Origin of the sequence: Niallia circulans (assembly GCF_007273535.1) — a bacterium.
In the GTDB taxonomy this organism is placed as follows: domain Bacteria; phylum Bacillota; class Bacilli; order Bacillales; family Cytobacillaceae; genus Niallia; species Niallia circulans_B.
Genome location: NZ_RIBP01000004.1, coordinates 1887824 through 1905408, shown reverse-complemented (window position 1 = coordinate 1905408; position 17585 = coordinate 1887824). Strand labels below are relative to the sequence as shown.

The window sequence follows — 17585 nt, the reverse complement described above, 5'->3', positions numbered from 1 at the left end:
TAAGTCATCCCCTTTTTTTTCGTTACTTTATTATAACGTAAAACCCGAGTAATTTCATCAACTTAATTATATTATATTTCCCCGGCACAATTATGTTCTTCTCATGAAGTGCTGACATTTTCATCTCAATTGCCAGCATGCTATACTGTCTTCATTAAGCATTAAATTAGGAGTGCTAAACATGCTAAGCAAACTGTTCATCTTAATCATTCGTTTTTATCAAAAGGCAATTTCACCGTTAACCCCGCCTTCGTGCCGCTTCTATCCTACCTGTTCCTCCTATGGATTAGAGGCTATCAAAAAGCATGGCGCATGGAAGGGTGGTTTTTTAACAATTCGGCGCATTTCCAAATGCCATCCATTTCATCCAGGCGGAATCGATCCAGTCCCGGAAGAATGGCCGCATAAAAAGGATCATTCCCCTAATTAAGCTTCATAGCCATCGACAACAAGGTCAAGCTTTCCTGTTTTAGGGTCAATTACTAAGCCATGAACAGGAACCTTCGGTGGAAGAAGGGGATGATTCTTCACCATTTTCACACTATGTGACACACTTTCTTCAACAGAACTAAAGCCTGTCAGCCATTTATCCAAGTCCATGCCTGAGTTCTCTAACGTGCTGATCGTATCCTCTGAAATTCCTCTATCCTTCATTTTATCCAGCATAGAGTCATAGTTTAATGCACTCATTCCACAATCATGATGTCCAATAATCATTACTTCGTCTGCCTTCAATTCATAAACAGCCACTAGAATGCTTCGCATGATACTTCCGAAAGGATGCACTACCATTGCGCCAGCATTTTTTACTAGCTTTACATCACCATTAGCAAGATTTAAAGCATGTGGCAATAGCTCAAGAAGTCTTGTGTCCATACAAGTTAAAATAACCATCTTTTTATTAGGAAATTTCGTCGTTATATAACGCTCATATTTGTTTTCCGCTACAAATTCTTCGTTAAAAGTTAAAATATCATTTAATAATGTCATTCTCTTATCTCCTATCTTTCTGGTTTATGCTTTTTTTCACTATATACATCTATATTATATAGTAAAAAAAAAATCTTTTGAAGACCACCTCAAATAACAACTCAAATCCTGCATACAGGTAATCTTACATAATTCCGCCAATTCCTGAAAATACTAACAGCAGTAAATGCAATATAGAAGGAAAGGATAGATATTAATGGATCATCTAGTTACTGCTCGAAGTATGTTCGGGATGACGATGGGATTTCACATCATATTCGCGACAATTGGTGTCGGTTTGCCTTTAATGATGTTAGTAGCAGAAATTCTTTATCAACGAAAGAAGGACCTTGACTATGTCATTATGGCAAAAAGATGGACAAAGACATTCGGGATTCTGCTAGGTGTCGGCATCCCTACAGGAACAATTGCAGGTCTTCAGCTTTCTCTTTTATGGCCAGGTTTCATGAAAGTAATCGGAGAAGTAATGGCCTTGCCGTTTCAAATTGAAATCTATGCTTTTTTCATAGAGGCATTATTTATGTCCATCTATGTATATGCTGCCGAAAGGATTCCACCATGGGCAAGAATCATCAGTCTTATTCTTGTTGCCATTGGTGCCTTAGCTTCTGCTATTCTAATTACAAATGTTCATGCATTTGAAGGTACCCCTCAAGGATTTAATATGACTAACGGGGAAATAACGGACGTAGATCCATGGAAGGCCTTCTTCAATCCTACTTTCTTTGTCTCGGCAGGACATGTCGCTATGAGTGCGTACACTACAGGAGCTTTTGTTGTCGCAGCTGTTTCTGCAGTGAAGATGATGAAGCAGCCGTTTGGCTCGCGAATTTTTCAGTTCCATCAAAAGGCATTAGTATTAAGCCTTGCAGTTGGTGCTGTATTTTCCTTACTTACTGCGTTAAATGGACATGAATCTGCACAGAAGCTGTACGAATATCAACCAGAAAAGCTGGCAGCTGCAGAAGGTCTTTTTGAAACACAATCGCATGCCCCTCTTGCTATTGGGGGTTATACGGACAAGGAAAACAAGGAAATTGTCGGTGCTATCGAGATACCTTGGGCGCTTAGTTTCTTGGCAGGTAACAGCTTCGATACAGTAGTGACAGGCTTAAACGATTTCCCTGAGGAATATTGGCCGCCGCTTTATATACATACGCTATTTAATGCGATGGTTGGAATAGGCTCGTTTTTAATTTTGCTGTCCTTTGCTTCCTTAGCATGGAAATACTTGCTGAAGAAGGAACGTTTTCCTAAGTTTTTAATGTGGATATTTGTGGCATCAGGACCACTTGCTATTTTAAGTATTGAATGCGGTTGGATTTTTGCATGTACAGGACGACAGCCTTGGACTATTTATCGGAAGCTATCAACAGCAGACTCAGTTACGACCTCCGGTAACCTTCCATTACTGTTTTTCTCTTTTATGATTGTTTATATCATTCTTGGGGTAACCGTTTCGTTAGTGCTTATCTATTACTTCCGTAAAAACACGGTACTGAAAGACTTAAATGCTGCAAAGGAAAAAGAGATCCCACTGTTTGGATCTAACAGTTAAGGAGTGGTGGCAAAATGACAGATTCATTACTTGCGATTACAGTACTGTGGGGTTTCGTTTTTATCTATGCAATAATGGCAACAATGGACTTTGGCGCTGGCTTTTGGTCAATGGTTTACATTAATAGAGACAAGACAAGAGCAACCAATATCGCTAACCGTTATCTATCCCCAACATGGGAAGTGACAAATACCTTTGTTGTTGCAATTGTTGTCGCAGTCTACAGCTTATTTCCGAAGGCTGCCTATACGTTAGGAACGGTACTCCTTATACCAGGAAGTCTGATTCTGCTGCTGTTAGCAATCAGAAGTGCCTTCCTTGTCTTTTCAAATATTGTTGAAGAATACCGCAAGCCTCTTACGTATATTTCTGGTATAACCGGGATGTTAATTCCCGGGATTTTGCTTAGTGTCCTTCCAATTACACATGGAGGATTTGTTGATTTTGCTGATGGTAAACAGAGCCTTGATTTAGTCGGCCTGTTTTCAAGTCCGAATGAATATGCCTTCTTTGGCTTTGCCTTGAGCAGCACACTTTTTTTGTCTTCCTTGCTGCTGGCTGACTATTCAAATGTTTCGAAAGAGCCTGAGGCCTATCGGCTTTACAGAAGGGATGCAATTATTCTTGGTCCTATTTCCTTACTGATGGCTGTATTTATCATGATTACTTTAAAGCAGGATGCAAATTGGATTTATGTAAAGATGATGGATGATTTATATTTGCTTCTCCTCTCTCTTTTCTTTTTTCTGCTTGGAGGCGCAGGTCTGTTTCTTCCATCCCGAAAAAACAAGGATATCAGGGGATTGCCGCGGCTCGCTATTGTTTCGATTACGATTCAATATATGATAGCAAGCTATGTTTACGGTAAAGCTCATCTCCCATATATCGTTTATCCTGAGGTAACAATTACATCTTCCTTTACAAGCCCTAGTTCTTTTCATGCAATATTCGCAACTTATATCGCTGCCTTTATTATCCTGTTTCCTGGCTTCTACTTTTTCTGGAAACTATTTATGCATGATAAGAAATACTTACAAGCAACTAAAAAATAGGCTCACATTCACACTAGTATAAATCCGAAGTACCTGCTCCATACTAATTATAGGAAAAGGGTTATCCGATTCCTATTAAGCATAAGCCAAATAAGGAGCGTGTTTCTATTGGCAAAAGATGTACTTTGTGAAGTAAGAAACTGTAGTTTTTGGGAAAGTGGAAATTTATGTGGAGCAGATCAAATTTATGTAGTAAGTCATGTTGGTGAATATGCTGATAACAGCCGCGAAACGGACTGCAAAACATTTCAGCCGACTGAGTAAACGCAAAGAAAAGAGAGGCAATTGCCTCTCTTTTCTTTGCGTTTTTAGTTCGATGCAGATTTATCAATTGGTCTGTCAGGTGCAACTAGTTCCTCATCAGGATGATGGCCATCCATAATCATTTCACGTATCATTTTTGCCCCAAACATGCTGTACACCGTTCCGTTCCCACCATACCCTAAACAATAAAAAATACCGTCTTTGTTTGGATGTCTTCCGATAAATGGTCTGCCATCAACAGATTCACCAAAGGTCGCTCCATAAGCATAGTCAACCTCTATGTCGTAATCAGGGTAATGCTCCTTTATTCTTGCCAGTAGTTTCTCCCCGTATTTTTGAATAATTTCTGGATCGGTCGGAGCTTCCATCGGATCCTCATCAAGTCCGCCTGCCACTATTCTGCCATCGTATGTAGTTCTCATATAAAAATAGGGGCGTTTTGTTTCCCAAACCAAACTCATGTCTTCCCAGCCAGGATAGGATTGTAAAGGTGTAGTCGCAATCGCAAAGGAACGATTCAGTTCTGCACCAAGCTTGTTTGTATGAAGTGCTGCCTCATACCCAGTCGAATAAATGACCTTTTTCGCTCGTATTGTCGCTCCCTTATTGGATTTAAAATGCCAATAGCCATCATTAAATCCTAGCTCTTTCATTTCTGTTTGTTCAAAAACTTGAACGTTCTCTTGTGAAGCTGCCTCTTTCATAAGTTGCATAACAAACTTCTGAGGATTAACCTCTGCATCTCCATCTGTTAAGATGGCAGCAGGTTTAGAAAATCCAAATCGTTCCTTAATATCCTTTTCATGCAAATATTCAACAGGAAAGCCATGTTTTTTTAACATATTATATTCTGTTTGCAGTTTGGCTGCATCATGCTCCGTACTTGCATAATACAAGCTTTTTCTTGGCTTAAACTGAACATCCTCTTTAAGAGAGCTCGCTAAGCTTTTAAGATCCTTCATCGCCTCAAAACAGAGACGGTAAAATCTCACAGCCTGTTCCTCACCAATTGACTGGGCAAATTCATGAAGCATCATGTCATTAGAATATTGAAGAAGCCCTGTATTTGCCGAGGAGCTGCCATGCGCAATTTTTCGTTTATCTGCAACAACTATCTTTAAATCTTCCTTTGAAAGGATATTAGCAGAAATTGCACCTGACATCCCGCCACCTACAATAAGCACGTCACATACGATATCCTCTGCAAGAGCAGGATAGGATGGAATGTATTCCAGTGTTTGCGGCCAGTACAAATTTCCATGATACAAATTTGGCTCCATTATGATTGCCCCCTAATTAATTTTAATTAGTTTTTAGTGCGGCTTAATCCATTCTCGTAATGTTCTTCTCACGATTTTTTTGGAGGCATTCCTCGGAAGTTCTTCAATAAAACGGATTTCCTTCGGTAGCTTATAGGAAGCTAATCTTCTTTTACATACCTCCAAAACTTGTGCTGCAAGAACCTCCGTCCCTTCCTCACATACGACAAAAGCGATTGGAACTTGTCCCCACTTTCGGTCATCCATTCCAACTACACCCGCTTCCTTTATACCTGTAATGGAGGATAAGACAGCTTCTATTTCTGCTGGATAAATATTCTCGCCCCCAGATATAATTAAATCAGAGCGCCGATCGAGAACATACAGAAAGCCTTCTGAATCTTTATACCCAATATCCCCTGTATGAAACCAGCCATCAACAGAGTGAGGGCCTTTGTTTAAATATCCCTTTGACACATTAGGTCCAAATACAACTATCTCCCCAGCTTCATTTGCTCCTAGCTCATTCCCTTTTTCATCGAGAATTTTCAGCTGGGCGGGAAATAAAGGCTTGCCTGCAGAGCCAATCTTTCTTGCGGCATCCTCAGGAGGTAATGTAACGATTTGAGATGAGGTTTCTGTCATTCCATACGAATAATAAACAGGTATTCCCTTATTCATACAGCTCGATATTAACTCAATAGAAGCAGGGCCGCCGCCAAGGAGCATATAGCGGAAATAGTCAGGGAACGCACCATTTGCAGCCTTTTCAATTCGATTCAGCATTGTTGTTACGACAGACATAATTGTTATTTTTTCCTGCACCAAATCTGCAAGCACTCGTTTTTCATCAAATGATTCATGAAGGATAACCTTCATTCCATACAGAAGACTCCGCATTAAGATCGAATAGCCACTTATATGAAAGATAGGAACAGTACACAGCCAAACATCATTTTCTGTTAATCCTGCATTTAAAACATTCCCGACAGCACTCCACCAATGATTACCATATGTTTGAATCACACCTTTTGGAAATCCGGTTGTACCAGACGTATACATAATTGTACATGTTTCATTTAAATGCACTGTTTCCTGAACGAAAGGCTGCTGAAAAGGCTTTGTTTCCAACTCTTTTTGAAAGATGACTTTTAAGGAGGAAGCGTTACGGAGCACGTCCTCTGCCTTTGTCCGAAAATCATTATCTGCAATAAGAAACAGAGAACTAGAGTCTTTTATTTGATACAGCAATTCACTTGCTGTAAGCCGATTATTCAAGAGTACTGCTCTTGCACCAAGCAGCTGAAGAGAAAGAAGAGAAATTACTGTGTGGAGATCGTTTTTCACTAAAAAAGCAACATAGTCCCCTTTTGTGATTCCTTCTGCAGCCAATACCCCTGCTGTATAGTATGCTTTTTCATATAGCTCATGAAAGGTTAAACGATTTTTATTGTAAACAATTGCTTCTTTGTTAGGAGTTAAAGAAGCACGATTTTTCAGGAAATTAGGAAGTATTTCTCCCATATAATTCTCCCCTTTAACATTACTAATTATTTATTTGTAAATTAAAGAAAGGCGACTCTCATCTATCTTCCTTTCTCTCTAGCTGGAGCGGAAGTTAGATGCTAAGAGTCACCCTTTTCATTTTATCCCTTAACCATTAAGGGAAACGTGGGAATTGACCAAAATCTGGCTTGCGTTTTTCCTTAAAGGAATCGCGTCCTTCTTTTGCCTCATCCGTTGTATAGTATAAAAGCGTAGCATCTCCGGCAAATTGCTGGATCCCTGCAAGACCATCTGTATCAGCATTAAATGCTGCCTTCAAGAAACGTAAAGCAGTTGGACTCTTCTCAAGGATTTCCTCACACCATTTGATTGTTTCTTCTTCAACTTGCTCTAAAGGAACAACCGTGTTTACAAGTCCCATATCCAGTGCTTCCTGTGCATTATATTGTCTGCATAAGAACCAAATTTCTTTTGCTTTCTTATGACCGACAATACGTGCCAAATAGCCAGAACCGTAACCTGCGTCAAAGCTTCCTACATTTGGTCCTGTTTGACCAAATACTGCATTGTCTGCAGCGATTGTTAAATCACATACTACATGAAGTACATGACCGCCGCCAATCGCGTATCCTTTAACCATTGCGATAACCGGTTTTGGAATAACACGAATTAATCGTTGCAGGTCAAGAACATTCAAACGAGGAATTTGATCTTCCCCAACGTAACCACCATGTCCTCTTACCTTCTGGTCTCCACCTGAGCAGAATGCTTTCTCACCAGCACCAGTTAAGATAATTACCCCAACACTGCTGTCATCTCTTGCTCTTGCAAAAGCATCAATTAATTCATTTACTGTTTTTGGTGTAAAAGCATTATGTACATGCGGCCTGTTGATTGTTATTTTTGCAATGCCGTTGTATGTTTCATACATTATTTCGTCATAATTGCGCACAGCAACCCATTCTACTGCCATTTTTATTGCCTCCCTTTATATTTTGCCGAATTTAATTTCTTGTTCAACTGCTATTCGACAAAAACTCACTTACTATTGTACCAAAAATTTTCGGTTTCTCCACATGAATTGCATGGCCAGCATCCTTTACATTAATCCATTCCATACAATTATTCTTTTCTCGCATCTCTGCCGCTAGCTGGCAATACTTTTTATCCAAGTCTCCAGTTATCAGCAATGTCCGACAATTAAGCGTTTCAAGCCTATCCCACCAGGAAACTTGAGAGCCTGTTCCCATCTGCTCCAAGCTATTAGCAAGTCCAAGTGCATTATTTGAAAGTCTTTGGCTTCTTATTTGTTCCTTAACAGCTTTACTTAAACGAGACTGTGTGGCAAACAGCGGGATATTTTCCCATCTATTCACAAAATTAAGAAGGCCACTCGTTAAAATATACTCTCCTAATTGCTTATCCTGTATTCGTCTTTCTTTTCTTTCCTCTTCTGTTTTAAGTCCAGGGCTTGCACTCTCAAGTATCAGCTTCGATACCATCTCAGGATATATAGCTGCAAATGAGAGCGCAAGCCGACCACCCATTGAATAGCCTAAAAGATCGACGGAAGTTATTTTTAACGATTCAAGCACTTTTTTCATAACATATGCCGCATGTTCTATATGATAATGGTGCTTCTCTGCAGGTGAGGCAGTTTGGCCATGTCCGATTATATCCATGACAATAATCTGCCGGTTTGCTGCAAAAACCGGAATAAAAGGCGTCCACGTACTAGAATCTCCAGTAAAGCCGTGTAACAGCATTAGCGGAGGTCCTTTACCATAAACTTCGACATGATATGAAATATGATCGACCACTATATTCATTTTTTGTCGTCTCTCAAATAATGTTGTATTTCCTGGGAAACTTTCGCCATGATCTGACGGTGTTCTTTTAAGTTTTCATCTCTATTTGTCTTTATTTCGAATAATCTAATGCCAAAATCTTCACTTGAAGCACATAAAGACTTAAGATGATCCCAATCCTCGACAGCATTGTATTTCCCGCCATACATCCTGATGATATGTTCAAAATGAATATCTAATGGTGTACCGAACAATAATTCAAAATGTTTCGGATGCTGGGCTTGCGGTAAAAAGGAGAAGATCCCGCCCCCATTATTGTTAATGAGAATGATTGTAATTGGCACATTATATTGTTTTGCAGCGATAAGACCATTCATATCATGGAAGAACGTCAAATCTCCAAGTACTAAATACAATGGCTGCTGTTTTGCAGCACCAACCCCGAGTGCTGTTGACACTGTTCCATCAATCCCATTTGCTCCTCTGTTCGCATAAATAGAAATATTTTTCTTTTGTTTATGGAAAAACGTATCTAAATCACGAATAGGCATACTGTTGCCGACAAATAACACCGAATTATCTGGTAGCAGCTCAGCTAATAAGTGAAATAATTTCGCTTCACTTAATTCACTTATATTTGCAACCTGACTAAGTGCTTGTTTTGTTTTTTCATTGATGTCCTTCCATAGCTGCCCATCATTGTGCTTGTTTTTCTTAACATGTTCCACAAGCTTCCTACAAAATATTGTTTCATCACAATAAATCATTTCAGAAGTCAGCTGATTAGGATCACGAAAACCAGCGCCACCGTCAACAACTATTTGCAGTGCTTCCGATTGCTTCATATATAAAGTAAGAGGTTTACTCACAGGCATGCTTCCAAAACGAATGATAACCTCAGGAGCTAAGACTTGCTTTACAGCATCGTTCCGTAAAAACACATCATATGTATCGACAATCAAATTATCTGGATCATCAATCGAACGCAGCTGTGATAGCGGATCTGCTAGTATCGGAAAATCAAGCTCTTTTGCCAAATCCAAAATCGCAGCAGAAAAATTCTCCTTGTCTATTTCACCGCAAACAATAATTCCTTCACTCATCCCTTCAAGTCTTTGGGCAAGCCCTTTTATATATTCATCTGCCACAGTTAACGTTCCATTCATAATTTCCACATGACGGCTTTCGTTCTCATACTTTCTTAAGTTGTCAAAATCTGGAATCAGAGGTTCGCGAAACGGCATATTTAAATGCACTGGCCCTTTTGGTTCCTTCATGGCTGATGCAACTGCTCTCGAACTAACTGTTTTCACATAACGAAGCATTTCAGGAGCTGCATCAGGCGGTGACATTTCCATAAACCATTTCACCTGGTTTCCATAAAGATTTACCTGGTCGATTGCTTGCGGTGCACCTACATCCCTTAATTCATGAGGCCTGTCTGCAGTCAGAACAATCAGTGGAATTCTTGAAATCTTCGCCTCGACAATAGCAGGAAAATAATTGGCTGCAGCAGTACCTGAAGTGCACACTAGCACAGTCGGTTCCTTCAGAGCCTTTGCCATTCCTAAAGCAAAAAAGGCGGCAGAGCGCTCGTCTACATGAACATGTACGTTCATTTGACTATGCTCAGCCATTAACAAAGCAATCGGTGTTGAACGAGAACCGGGACTTATAACAGCATTTTTTATCCCGTTTCGGATTAACTCATTTACAAATGATTGTAAATAAGCGGTTAAGTTTTCTTGATGGTTCATCCTAAATGACCTCCTAATGCAGAAAGCATCGGCTTGAATTTAATTGCCGTTTCCTTAAATTCCATTTCAGCATCTGAATCTTTAACGACACCACAGCCTGCAAACAAAGAGGCTTCATTTTTTTGGATAAGGGCTGAACGGATGCTTACAGCAAATTCCCCGTTGCCTCGATAATCAAGCCAGCCAATTGGCGCTCCGTATAGACCTCTGTCTAACATTTCAGCCTCGCGAATTTTTTCGATTGCCAGTGCTTGCGGGTATCCACCTAATGCCGGTGTAGGATGCAATAATTTAATCAGAGCTAATACAGAAGCTGATTTCTTCAGCGTTCCAGTCACTGGTGTAAATAGATGCTGAATATCCCTCATTTTCAAAAGACGCGGCTCATTCGGTATATCAAATGTGCTGCACACCTTTTCCATTGCAGACCTTATCATTTGCACGACATAATCATGCTCCACTCTGTTCTTCGGATCATTCATCAGTTCCTGTCCTAAGGAATAATCTTCTTCTTCATTCATTCCCCGAGCAATAGACCCGGCCAAGCATACGGAAAAGACTTGTTTTCCTGCTTTTTTGACAAGTCTTTCTGGTGAAGCTCCAATAAAACAATCTTTGTCTGATTCTAATGCAAAAACATAGCTGTTTTTTTGCCTGTTCAGCAAATTTTCTAGTACAGTTTCTGTCTTAATATCTTGTTCAAAAACTAATCTGCTTTCTCTTGCCAAAACAACCTTTTTTAAGGATTGTCCTAGGTCCTCGACAACCTCTGTCACCATCATTTTCCACTGTTCACCATTAATTTCTTTACTGTCCAACAATTTATTAGCACTTGTGTTTACTGCAGATGTATCTCCGCTTTTTTCAAGTTCCTCGAAACAAGCTTGGATAGCTTCTACTAAATCATTCCCGTTTCCGTATTGATTGACTGTAACATACTGCTCTCCATCTATTTCACTGAACATAATCGCAGGCAAATAAAAATGAGCATCTTTAAAATTATCCCAAAGATGTGTTCGTGTCTTTTTAGGATCAAATGAGAAGCCGCCAAACAACATTGGACCGACACCTGCTGTCTGGAATGGATTATTAATTTCACTTCCATCGAGAAGCTCTTGCCATTCCTTTTCTATCGCTTCATATATCTGCTCCATTCCATTGGATTGAAGCATTTTACAAATCCCAATGCCGGCAAATACCGATGCTCCATCAGGACTTTTCCAAAAAAATCGTTTTCCTTTATATTGATCATTCTGGGCAAAAATTGTTATAAAATCTTGTTTTTGCTCCAGCTTTATCACCTTACTTCTTAAAATAGAAGTGGAAGTATTTAATTCACTGCCTTCTAACAGAAGTCCTTTACTTTCTTTCATTACCTTGTAAATCCCCCTAAAAGATCTGCAATACAATCTTTTTTCGCATTGCGTGACCTTGAACTGAACTGCGATATATCTATTTCATATGCTCACAAATGTTCAATTTAACTTATTTTAAGATACACCTCTATTTCGTGTTATGTCAATGATCTAGTCCCATATTGTGCTAATCCCTATTCGATAAATTGGATTTCTGCTTATGTCTCTTATTGTTTACGGAAATTGGTATTTTTACTTATCACTCCATGTTTTAAGTAGTATACAGGCGGGAACTGTACAGTATGGACAATAGATGCTTTTTACAATCAACTATTTGAAGGATGTGACTAGAATGCTTACAAAAGAACAAATATCGTCATTGCAAAAGCAATTAGAGGAACAAAAAGAGCAATTGACAAATAGATTAGATGACAAAGAAGAAGAAACGATGCAGGATTCTATCGGTGAATTATCGACCTACGATAACCACCCTGCTGATTTGGGCACAGAGTTATTTGAACGCGGAAGAGATCAAGCATTAGAAGAGCATGACCAAGACGAATTGGACAAGATTAATGCTGCACTTCAAGCAATTGAAGACGGAAGCTATGGAGTCTGTAAGGTTTCGGGAAAAGAAATTCCTTATGAAAGATTAGAAGCTATTCCGACTGCTACTACTTTGAAAGAATACAGTGATCGCGAAATTGCCCAAGACCGACCTGTTGAAGAAGAGATATTAGAGCCTGCTCACGGCAATGTTTTTACACATAGCGACAATGCCGAAATCCGAGATTATGAAGACAGTTTTCAAGAGGTTGCCCGCTACGGTACTTCTGAAACACCCGCCGATTTAAGAGGTGACTATAAAGATTATAATAGCCTATATACTGATAATGACCCTAATGACGGCTTCCCAGAGGAATATGAATCTTTTTCTGCAAACGATGCAGCTGTTCAAGAAAAAGGGGGTTATCGAACAGACAAAGAGAAGGAATATGAAAATACGCTGGAAGATTCTGACGTTGATGCTCCATTTGGCGATATTCCATACAAAAATAGAGACAGCTATATAGATGATGAGAACAAATAAAAAAAGCGATTGTCTGACGAAAGTCTGACAATCGCATCTATCTGTTTTTCTTAATGTACTAGCCCTTTAATATTCCATATTTCCTCTGCATATTCCTTAATCGTTCGGTCGCTGGAGAAATGACCAGCTTTTGCAATATTGACGGTACACTTTTCAAGCCATTTTTGTTTGTCCTGATAGGCTTTGTCAACAGCCTCCTGAACACATGCATAAGAATGGAAATCCTTCAGCAGGAAATACTGATCATTTTCTGTCAGCAACGAATCAACAATCGGTTCAAATTCATTAATATTTGTTGAGAAAAAGCCATTTTTCAACTGATCAACAACTTGATGAATTCGTTTATCATGATGATAATATTCAGCTGACTTGTATCCACCATTTTTATACAATTCAAGCACCTGATCTGCATTCATACCAAATATGAAAATATTATCATTCCCGACCAAATCTCTCATTTCAATATTAGCTCCATCAAGTGTTCCAACGGTCAAGGCACCATTTATCATAAACTTCATATTGCCTGTTCCAGAGGCCTCTTTACTTGCAGTAGAAATTTGTTCACTTACATCTGCTGCCGGGAAAATATGCTCTGCAAGAGAAACACGGTAATTCTCCAAAAATACTACTTTTAATTTGTCTTCTATCGTTTTATCTTGATTAATTTTTTCCGCTACAGCATTAATTAACTTAATAATCTTTTTCGCATAATAGTAACCAGGCGATGCCTTGGCTCCAAATACAAATGTCCTAGGAGTTATAGATAAGGATGGATTCTCTTTAAGGCGGTTGTATAGATGTATGATATGCAGGACATTCAACAATTGCCGCTTGTATGCATGCAGCCTCTTCACTTGGATATCAAAGATAGAATGAGGATCAACAATGATACCATTACTTTCCTTTATGATATTCGCTAGCTTCTGTTTATTTTCCTGTTTAACTGTGGAAAGCTGTTCTAGGAATGATGAGTCTTGTTTATAAGCTAATAGCTTTTCGAGGTTTGCAGGCGTCTCAATCCACTCTGTCCCGATTGTTTTGCTTATAAGATTTGCAAGCTTTGGATTTGACTTTATCAGCCAGCGTCTATGTGTAATTCCATTTGTTTTGTTATTAAATTTCTCAGGGAAAATTTGATAAAACTCTGCCATTTCTCTCTTTTTCAGAATCTCTGTATGGATTTCCGCTACACCATTTACACTATGGCTTCCTACTAATGCCAGATGAGCCATCTTCACCATGCCATGTGCTATGATAGCCATATTTTCAATTCGGTTAAAATCACCAGGATATATATCCCACAGCTGTTGGCAAAAGCGTTCATTTATCTCATTAATAATCATATAAATCCTTGGCAATAATGGCTGAAAAATTGAAATCGGCCATTTCTCTAAAGCCTCAGACAAGGTTGTATGATTTGTATAAGATATTGCACCTGTTGTTATGGTCCAAGCATCATTCCAGCTTAGTCCTTCTTTATCAATTAAAATTCTCATAAGCTCTGGAATTGCTAAAACGGGATGTGTATCATTCACATGAATGCTAACATGCTCATGAAAATCCTTGATGTCTTTATATTGTTGCTTATAGTCCTTTATAATGGACTGAAGGCTGGAAGAAACTAAAAAATACTGCTGTTTTAAGCGCAATATTTTCCCTTCATCATGTGCATCATCCGGGTACAGGAATTCTGAGATTGCTTCTGTTTCCCTTTTGTATTTCATGATGTCTGCTACATCCTTTGCAAGGAGAGAGGCGGGCTCAGCATTCCACAATCTGAGCGTGTTAACCGTACTGCTGTTATATCCGATTACAGGTATATCATGAGGAACAGCAGTTACAGTTTCAGCATTCAAATGCCGAAACTGTAATACTCCATCTTTCTCATAGGAATCTACATGCCCCCAGAAGGAAATATCAACTGCTAAGTCCTCCTTACGTACTTCCCAAACTTGCCCTTGCCTTAACCATTGCTCCGGCAGCTCAAGCTGATATCCGTCAACAATTTTCTGTTCAAATAAGCCATGCTTATAACGGATTCCAAAACCATGACCTGGGAGATTTAAAGTAGCCAATGAATCAAGGAAACAAGCCGCAAGCCTTCCAAGTCCTCCATTGCCAAGACCTGCATCACATTCAATCTCTTCAATATCAGAAAGGTCTATTCCTAAATCAGCAAACCCTTCCTCTACTACTTTATCAATACCTAAGTTAATTAAATTATGATGCAGTAATCTTCCCAATAAAAATTCTATTGATAAATAATACACTTGTTTTCCTTTGTTTCTTCGGTAAAGTTCGTTTGTATTAATCCAATCTCCGCTTACATACTCCCTGATCATATGTCCTAATGTCTGGAAGTGATCGCTGTTAGTGCAATCTTCAAACGGTTTGCCGTAAGTCATCTCAAGCTTTTGCAAAAAGTAAGTTTTGAAATTTTCCTTGTCAGAAAACATGTGTTTCACTCCTTGAGATAAGCTCAGCATATAATTGGTTATACTTAAATGCTGACTGTGCCCAGCTATTATCCATTGTCATTGCGTTCTTAACAATAGTGCTCCATACGTCTTTGTCTTCATAGATGTTTAAGGCTCTGCGGATAGTATAGAGCATGTCGTGAGCATTAAAATTAGTGAAACTAAAACCATTTCCGCTATTCGTAGCTTCATTGTATGAAAACACTGTGTCATTTAATCCCCCTGTCTCTCTGACGATAGGGATATTCCCGTATTGCAATGCAATTAACTGGCCAAGCCCGCATGGTTCAAACTTGGAAGGCATCAGGAAAAGATCTGCTCCTGCATATAATTTATGTGCCAAGTTTTCATCAAAACCAATATACGCTTTGCACTTATCGGGATATTTGAACTCCATTTCTCTAAAGAAATTTTCGAATTCAGGATCACCTGTGCCTAGCACAATAAACTGCACATTCTCCTCCATAATTTCATGGAAGACATGGCGGACTAGCTCAAGTCCTTTTTGACTTGTCAGCCTTGTTATCATGGAAATGACCGGTATAGATTCATCTTCTTTTAACCCAAACAACTTTTGGATATGAAGCTTATTTTGGACCTTTCCACTAATATTTGTATTCGAGTAATTTTGAATAATGACATCATCTGTTGCAGGATTATATACTTCCTCGTCTATCCCATTGATGATTCCAGTTAAATCACTTTGTCTTAATTCCAGAAGCTGATTAAGCTTCTCCCCGTAATAATCTGTTTGTATTTCATTCATATATGTTGGACTAACGGTCGTTACCTTGTCAGAAGCAATCAATGCTGCTTTCATAAAGTTAACATTCCCATAAAACTCTAACTGGTCTGTCGTAAAATGATCGTCATTTATATTCAGCATATCTCCAAGAGCCCCTCTTGGCATAATTCCTTGGAACTGAAGATTATGTATAGTGAATACTGTCTTGATTTGACTGTATTCTCTTCTCCACTTATAGTCTACATTCAGCATAAATGGAATCATGGCAGTGTGCCAATCATGACAGTGAATAATATCTGGGTAATAAGATAAATAAGAGAGACTTTCCAGCACTGCTCTATTAAAGAAAGAAAATCTTTCTCCATCGTCAAAATAACCGTATAATCCCTGTCTGTTAAAATAGTATTCATTGTCAATAAAATAAAAAGTAATGCCATCCTGCTGTAGCTTTTCAATACCGCAATACTGGTTTCTCCAGCCAACCTGAACACGGAAGTCCATCACCTTCTCCAAATCGCCTAAATACTTCTCTGGAATATCTCTGTATTTTGGCATGATGACAGTAACCTCTGTTCCTTGTTTCACAAGTTCTTTCGGAAGAGAACCAGCTACATCTGCCAGTCCTCCTGATTTAATAAATGGTACACATTCTGATACTGCAAACATAACTTTCACGAATTCATCAACGCTCCCTGCACTGTCCCTTTTCTAACGACAAATGGTGTATTTTTACTTCCAGTCATTACCGTGTCATTTCCTACCGTAACATCTTTATCTAAAATTACATTTTCTAATACACAATTATCACCTATAGAGCATTTTTGCATAATAATGCAGTTTTTTACGCGAGATCCTTTACCGATTTTCACAGCTCTTGAAATGATACTGTTTTCAACCTCTCCTTCAATAATGCAGCCATTTGCAATCATGGAGTTTTTTACTTCGCCTGTACTTGTATAACGAGTCGGTGGTTCATCCTTTACCTTCGTAAAAATTGGCCGCTCCTTAATAAATAGGTGTTTCCATGTTTCTGCATTCAATATGTCCCTGCTTACTTCATAGTAGGTAGAAATAGAGGATATTTTTTCTGCATAGCCATTGTATTCATAATGACATATTTTGTATTCATGATTATGGTCAAGCATGACGTCCTTCATGCATGTATAACCAGTGATATCCCGTGTCAAAATCAAGTCTATTAATAATGATTTTTTGATAAGATAGATTTCCAACGAAGCACCGTTATTCGTGATTTCCGTTATATCACATCCTGATGTCAAATGCCGAATAAGGACGGGGTTAAAGTCCATGTTAAAAACAGTGAAGCAATTTGCTACTAAAGCATATTCTTGTTTGCTGCGGTAGAAATAATCCATATTTGCGGCAAACTGATTGAAGGAACCTATCCCTTCGCTATCTCCGTCCGTTATAGAAGCAGGAAAGAAAAATAATCCATCTCTTTTTCTATCCAAATCCCAATTCTTTCCTGAACCAAGATGATCCATTAAGGATCTGTACTGGTACTTAGGAAAAATCGCTACACTTCCTATTCCGGAGTTCACCATATTTGAGAGGACAAAATCTATGAGCCTATATCTTCCGCCAATTGGCAAGGCAGCAAGTGTCCTGTGCGAAATCAATTCTTCCAAATCATGATGATATGTTGTTGCATCAATTACCCCTAGCATTGTTTTTAACACTGAAAACCCCTCCCTATTCTCTGT

At 38.9% G+C, this 17585-nt stretch carries 15 protein-coding genes; 5 read left to right on the top strand and 10 right to left on the bottom strand.

The genetic code is table 11. The features are described 5' to 3' along the window. Nucleotides 1–181: 181 nt before the first annotated feature. Nucleotides 182–430 (top strand): membrane protein insertion efficiency factor YidD, encoded by a 249-nt coding sequence (gene yidD, locus CEQ21_RS17340; RefSeq protein WP_185765593.1) that lies wholly within the window; start codon nt 182–184, stop codon nt 428–430. Here yidD and CEQ21_RS17335 read toward each other — a convergent pair. Continuing rightward, entirely contained in the window at nt 427–990 is a 564-nt protein-coding gene (locus tag CEQ21_RS17335; RefSeq protein ID WP_185765592.1) for a beta-class carbonic anhydrase, read from the bottom strand. The two genes, yidD and CEQ21_RS17335, sit on opposite strands and share 4 nt — an antisense overlap. Nucleotides 991–1186: 196 nt before the next feature. On the opposite strand from CEQ21_RS17335, the gene CEQ21_RS17330 reads away from it, so the two are divergent. The 3 genes from CEQ21_RS17330 (at nt 1187) to CEQ21_RS17320 (ending at nt 3864) form a co-directional block, all read left to right on the top strand. Further along, the gene (locus tag CEQ21_RS17330; RefSeq protein ID WP_185765591.1) at nt 1187–2548 is read left to right on the top strand and encodes a cytochrome ubiquinol oxidase subunit I; all 1362 of its coding nucleotides are present in this window, start codon (nt 1187–1189) and stop codon (nt 2546–2548) included. A 14-nt stretch (nt 2549–2562) separates the two neighbouring features. Then, nucleotides 2563–3600 carry a cytochrome d ubiquinol oxidase subunit II gene (locus tag CEQ21_RS17325; RefSeq protein WP_185765590.1) on the top strand — a complete coding sequence of 346 codons (1038 nt, stop codon included), beginning with the start codon at nt 2563–2565 and terminating at the stop codon, nt 3598–3600. A 108-nt stretch (nt 3601–3708) separates the two neighbouring features. Further along, nucleotides 3709–3864: a DUF1540 domain-containing protein gene (locus tag CEQ21_RS17320; protein ID WP_144458303.1), complete on the top strand. Its 156-nt coding sequence runs from the start codon at nt 3709–3711 to the stop codon at nt 3862–3864. A gap of 44 nt (nt 3865–3908) precedes the next feature. Here CEQ21_RS17320 and CEQ21_RS17315 read toward each other — a convergent pair whose 3' ends face one another. The 6 genes from CEQ21_RS17315 to CEQ21_RS17290 form a co-directional block, all read right to left on the bottom strand. Further along, nucleotides 3909–5144, bottom strand: coding sequence for an NAD(P)/FAD-dependent oxidoreductase (locus CEQ21_RS17315; protein WP_185765589.1), 1236 nt, complete (start codon nt 5142–5144; stop codon nt 3909–3911). 33 nt (nt 5145–5177) lie between these two features. Next, nucleotides 5178–6647, bottom strand: coding sequence for an o-succinylbenzoate--CoA ligase (locus CEQ21_RS17310; RefSeq protein WP_185765588.1), 1470 nt, complete (start codon nt 6645–6647; stop codon nt 5178–5180). Nucleotides 6648–6783: 136 nt separating this feature from the next. After that, nucleotides 6784–7602, bottom strand: a complete 819-nt coding sequence (gene menB / locus CEQ21_RS17305) for a 1,4-dihydroxy-2-naphthoyl-CoA synthase (RefSeq protein WP_144458477.1) — start codon at nt 7600–7602, stop codon at nt 6784–6786. Nucleotides 7603–7645: 43 nt separating this feature from the next. Then, nucleotides 7646–8458, bottom strand: a complete 813-nt coding sequence (menH, locus tag CEQ21_RS17300; RefSeq protein WP_185765587.1) for a 2-succinyl-6-hydroxy-2,4-cyclohexadiene-1-carboxylate synthase — start codon at nt 8456–8458, stop codon at nt 7646–7648. Next, the gene (gene menD, locus CEQ21_RS17295) at nt 8455–10194 is read right to left on the bottom strand and encodes a 2-succinyl-5-enolpyruvyl-6-hydroxy-3-cyclohexene-1-carboxylic-acid synthase (RefSeq protein WP_185765586.1); all 1740 of its coding nucleotides are present in this window, start codon (nt 10192–10194) and stop codon (nt 8455–8457) included. Before menD ends, menH begins: the two co-directional genes overlap by 4 nt. Then, nucleotides 10191–11567 carry an isochorismate synthase gene (locus CEQ21_RS17290; protein WP_185765585.1) on the bottom strand — a complete coding sequence of 459 codons (1377 nt, stop codon included), beginning with the start codon at nt 11565–11567 and terminating at the stop codon, nt 10191–10193. Before CEQ21_RS17290 ends, menD begins: the two co-directional genes overlap by 4 nt. Before the next feature lie 334 nt (nt 11568–11901). Between CEQ21_RS17290 and CEQ21_RS17285 the strand changes: the two genes are divergently transcribed. Next, complete coding sequence (locus CEQ21_RS17285) at nt 11902–12639, top strand: TraR/DksA C4-type zinc finger protein (RefSeq protein WP_185765584.1); 738 nt, start codon at nt 11902–11904, stop codon at nt 12637–12639. Between the two features lie 50 nt (nt 12640–12689). Here CEQ21_RS17285 and CEQ21_RS17280 read toward each other — a convergent pair whose 3' ends face one another. The 3 genes from CEQ21_RS17280 to CEQ21_RS17270 are packed head-to-tail and all read right to left on the bottom strand — an operon-like array spanning nt 12690 to nt 17561. Further along, a complete protein-coding gene (locus CEQ21_RS17280; RefSeq protein ID WP_185765583.1) occupies nt 12690–15095 on the bottom strand; it encodes a glycogen/starch/alpha-glucan phosphorylase in 2406 nt (801 codons plus the stop codon). After that, the gene (glgA, locus tag CEQ21_RS17275) at nt 15085–16536 is read right to left on the bottom strand and encodes a glycogen synthase GlgA (RefSeq protein ID WP_185765582.1); all 1452 of its coding nucleotides are present in this window, start codon (nt 16534–16536) and stop codon (nt 15085–15087) included. The genes CEQ21_RS17280 and glgA overlap by 11 nt, the downstream gene beginning before the upstream one ends. After that, the gene (locus CEQ21_RS17270) at nt 16533–17561 is read right to left on the bottom strand and encodes a GlgC family sugar phosphate nucleotidyltransferase (protein ID WP_185765581.1); all 1029 of its coding nucleotides are present in this window, start codon (nt 17559–17561) and stop codon (nt 16533–16535) included. The genes glgA and CEQ21_RS17270 overlap by 4 nt, the downstream gene beginning before the upstream one ends. Nucleotides 17562–17585 lie beyond the last annotated feature (24 nt).

Coding starts and splice junctions, on each gene's coding strand:
- CEQ21_RS17280 (WP_185765583.1), bottom strand. CDS start 15,095: ATGTTTTCTGACAAGGAAAATTTCAAAACTTACTTTTTGCAAAAGCTT.
- menB (WP_144458477.1), bottom strand. CDS start 7,602: ATGGCAGTAGAATGGGTTGCTGTGCGCAATTATGACGAAATAATGTAT.
- CEQ21_RS17285 (WP_185765584.1), top strand. CDS start 11,902: ATGCTTACAAAAGAACAAATATCGTCATTGCAAAAGCAATTAGAGGAA.
- yidD (WP_185765593.1), top strand. CDS start 182: ATGCTAAGCAAACTGTTCATCTTAATCATTCGTTTTTATCAAAAGGCA.
- CEQ21_RS17315 (WP_185765589.1), bottom strand. CDS start 5,144: ATGGAGCCAAATTTGTATCATGGAAATTTGTACTGGCCGCAAACACTG.
- CEQ21_RS17330 (WP_185765591.1), top strand. CDS start 1,187: ATGGATCATCTAGTTACTGCTCGAAGTATGTTCGGGATGACGATGGGA.
- CEQ21_RS17290 (WP_185765585.1), bottom strand. CDS start 11,567: ATGAAAGAAAGTAAAGGACTTCTGTTAGAAGGCAGTGAATTAAATACT.
- menD (WP_185765586.1), bottom strand. CDS start 10,194: ATGAACCATCAAGAAAACTTAACCGCTTATTTACAATCATTTGTAAAT.
- CEQ21_RS17325 (WP_185765590.1), top strand. CDS start 2,563: ATGACAGATTCATTACTTGCGATTACAGTACTGTGGGGTTTCGTTTTT.
- CEQ21_RS17310 (WP_185765588.1), bottom strand. CDS start 6,647: ATGGGAGAAATACTTCCTAATTTCCTGAAAAATCGTGCTTCTTTAACT.
- CEQ21_RS17335 (WP_185765592.1), bottom strand. CDS start 990: ATGACATTATTAAATGATATTTTAACTTTTAACGAAGAATTTGTAGCG.
- menH (WP_185765587.1), bottom strand. CDS start 8,458: ATGAATATAGTGGTCGATCATATTTCATATCATGTCGAAGTTTATGGT.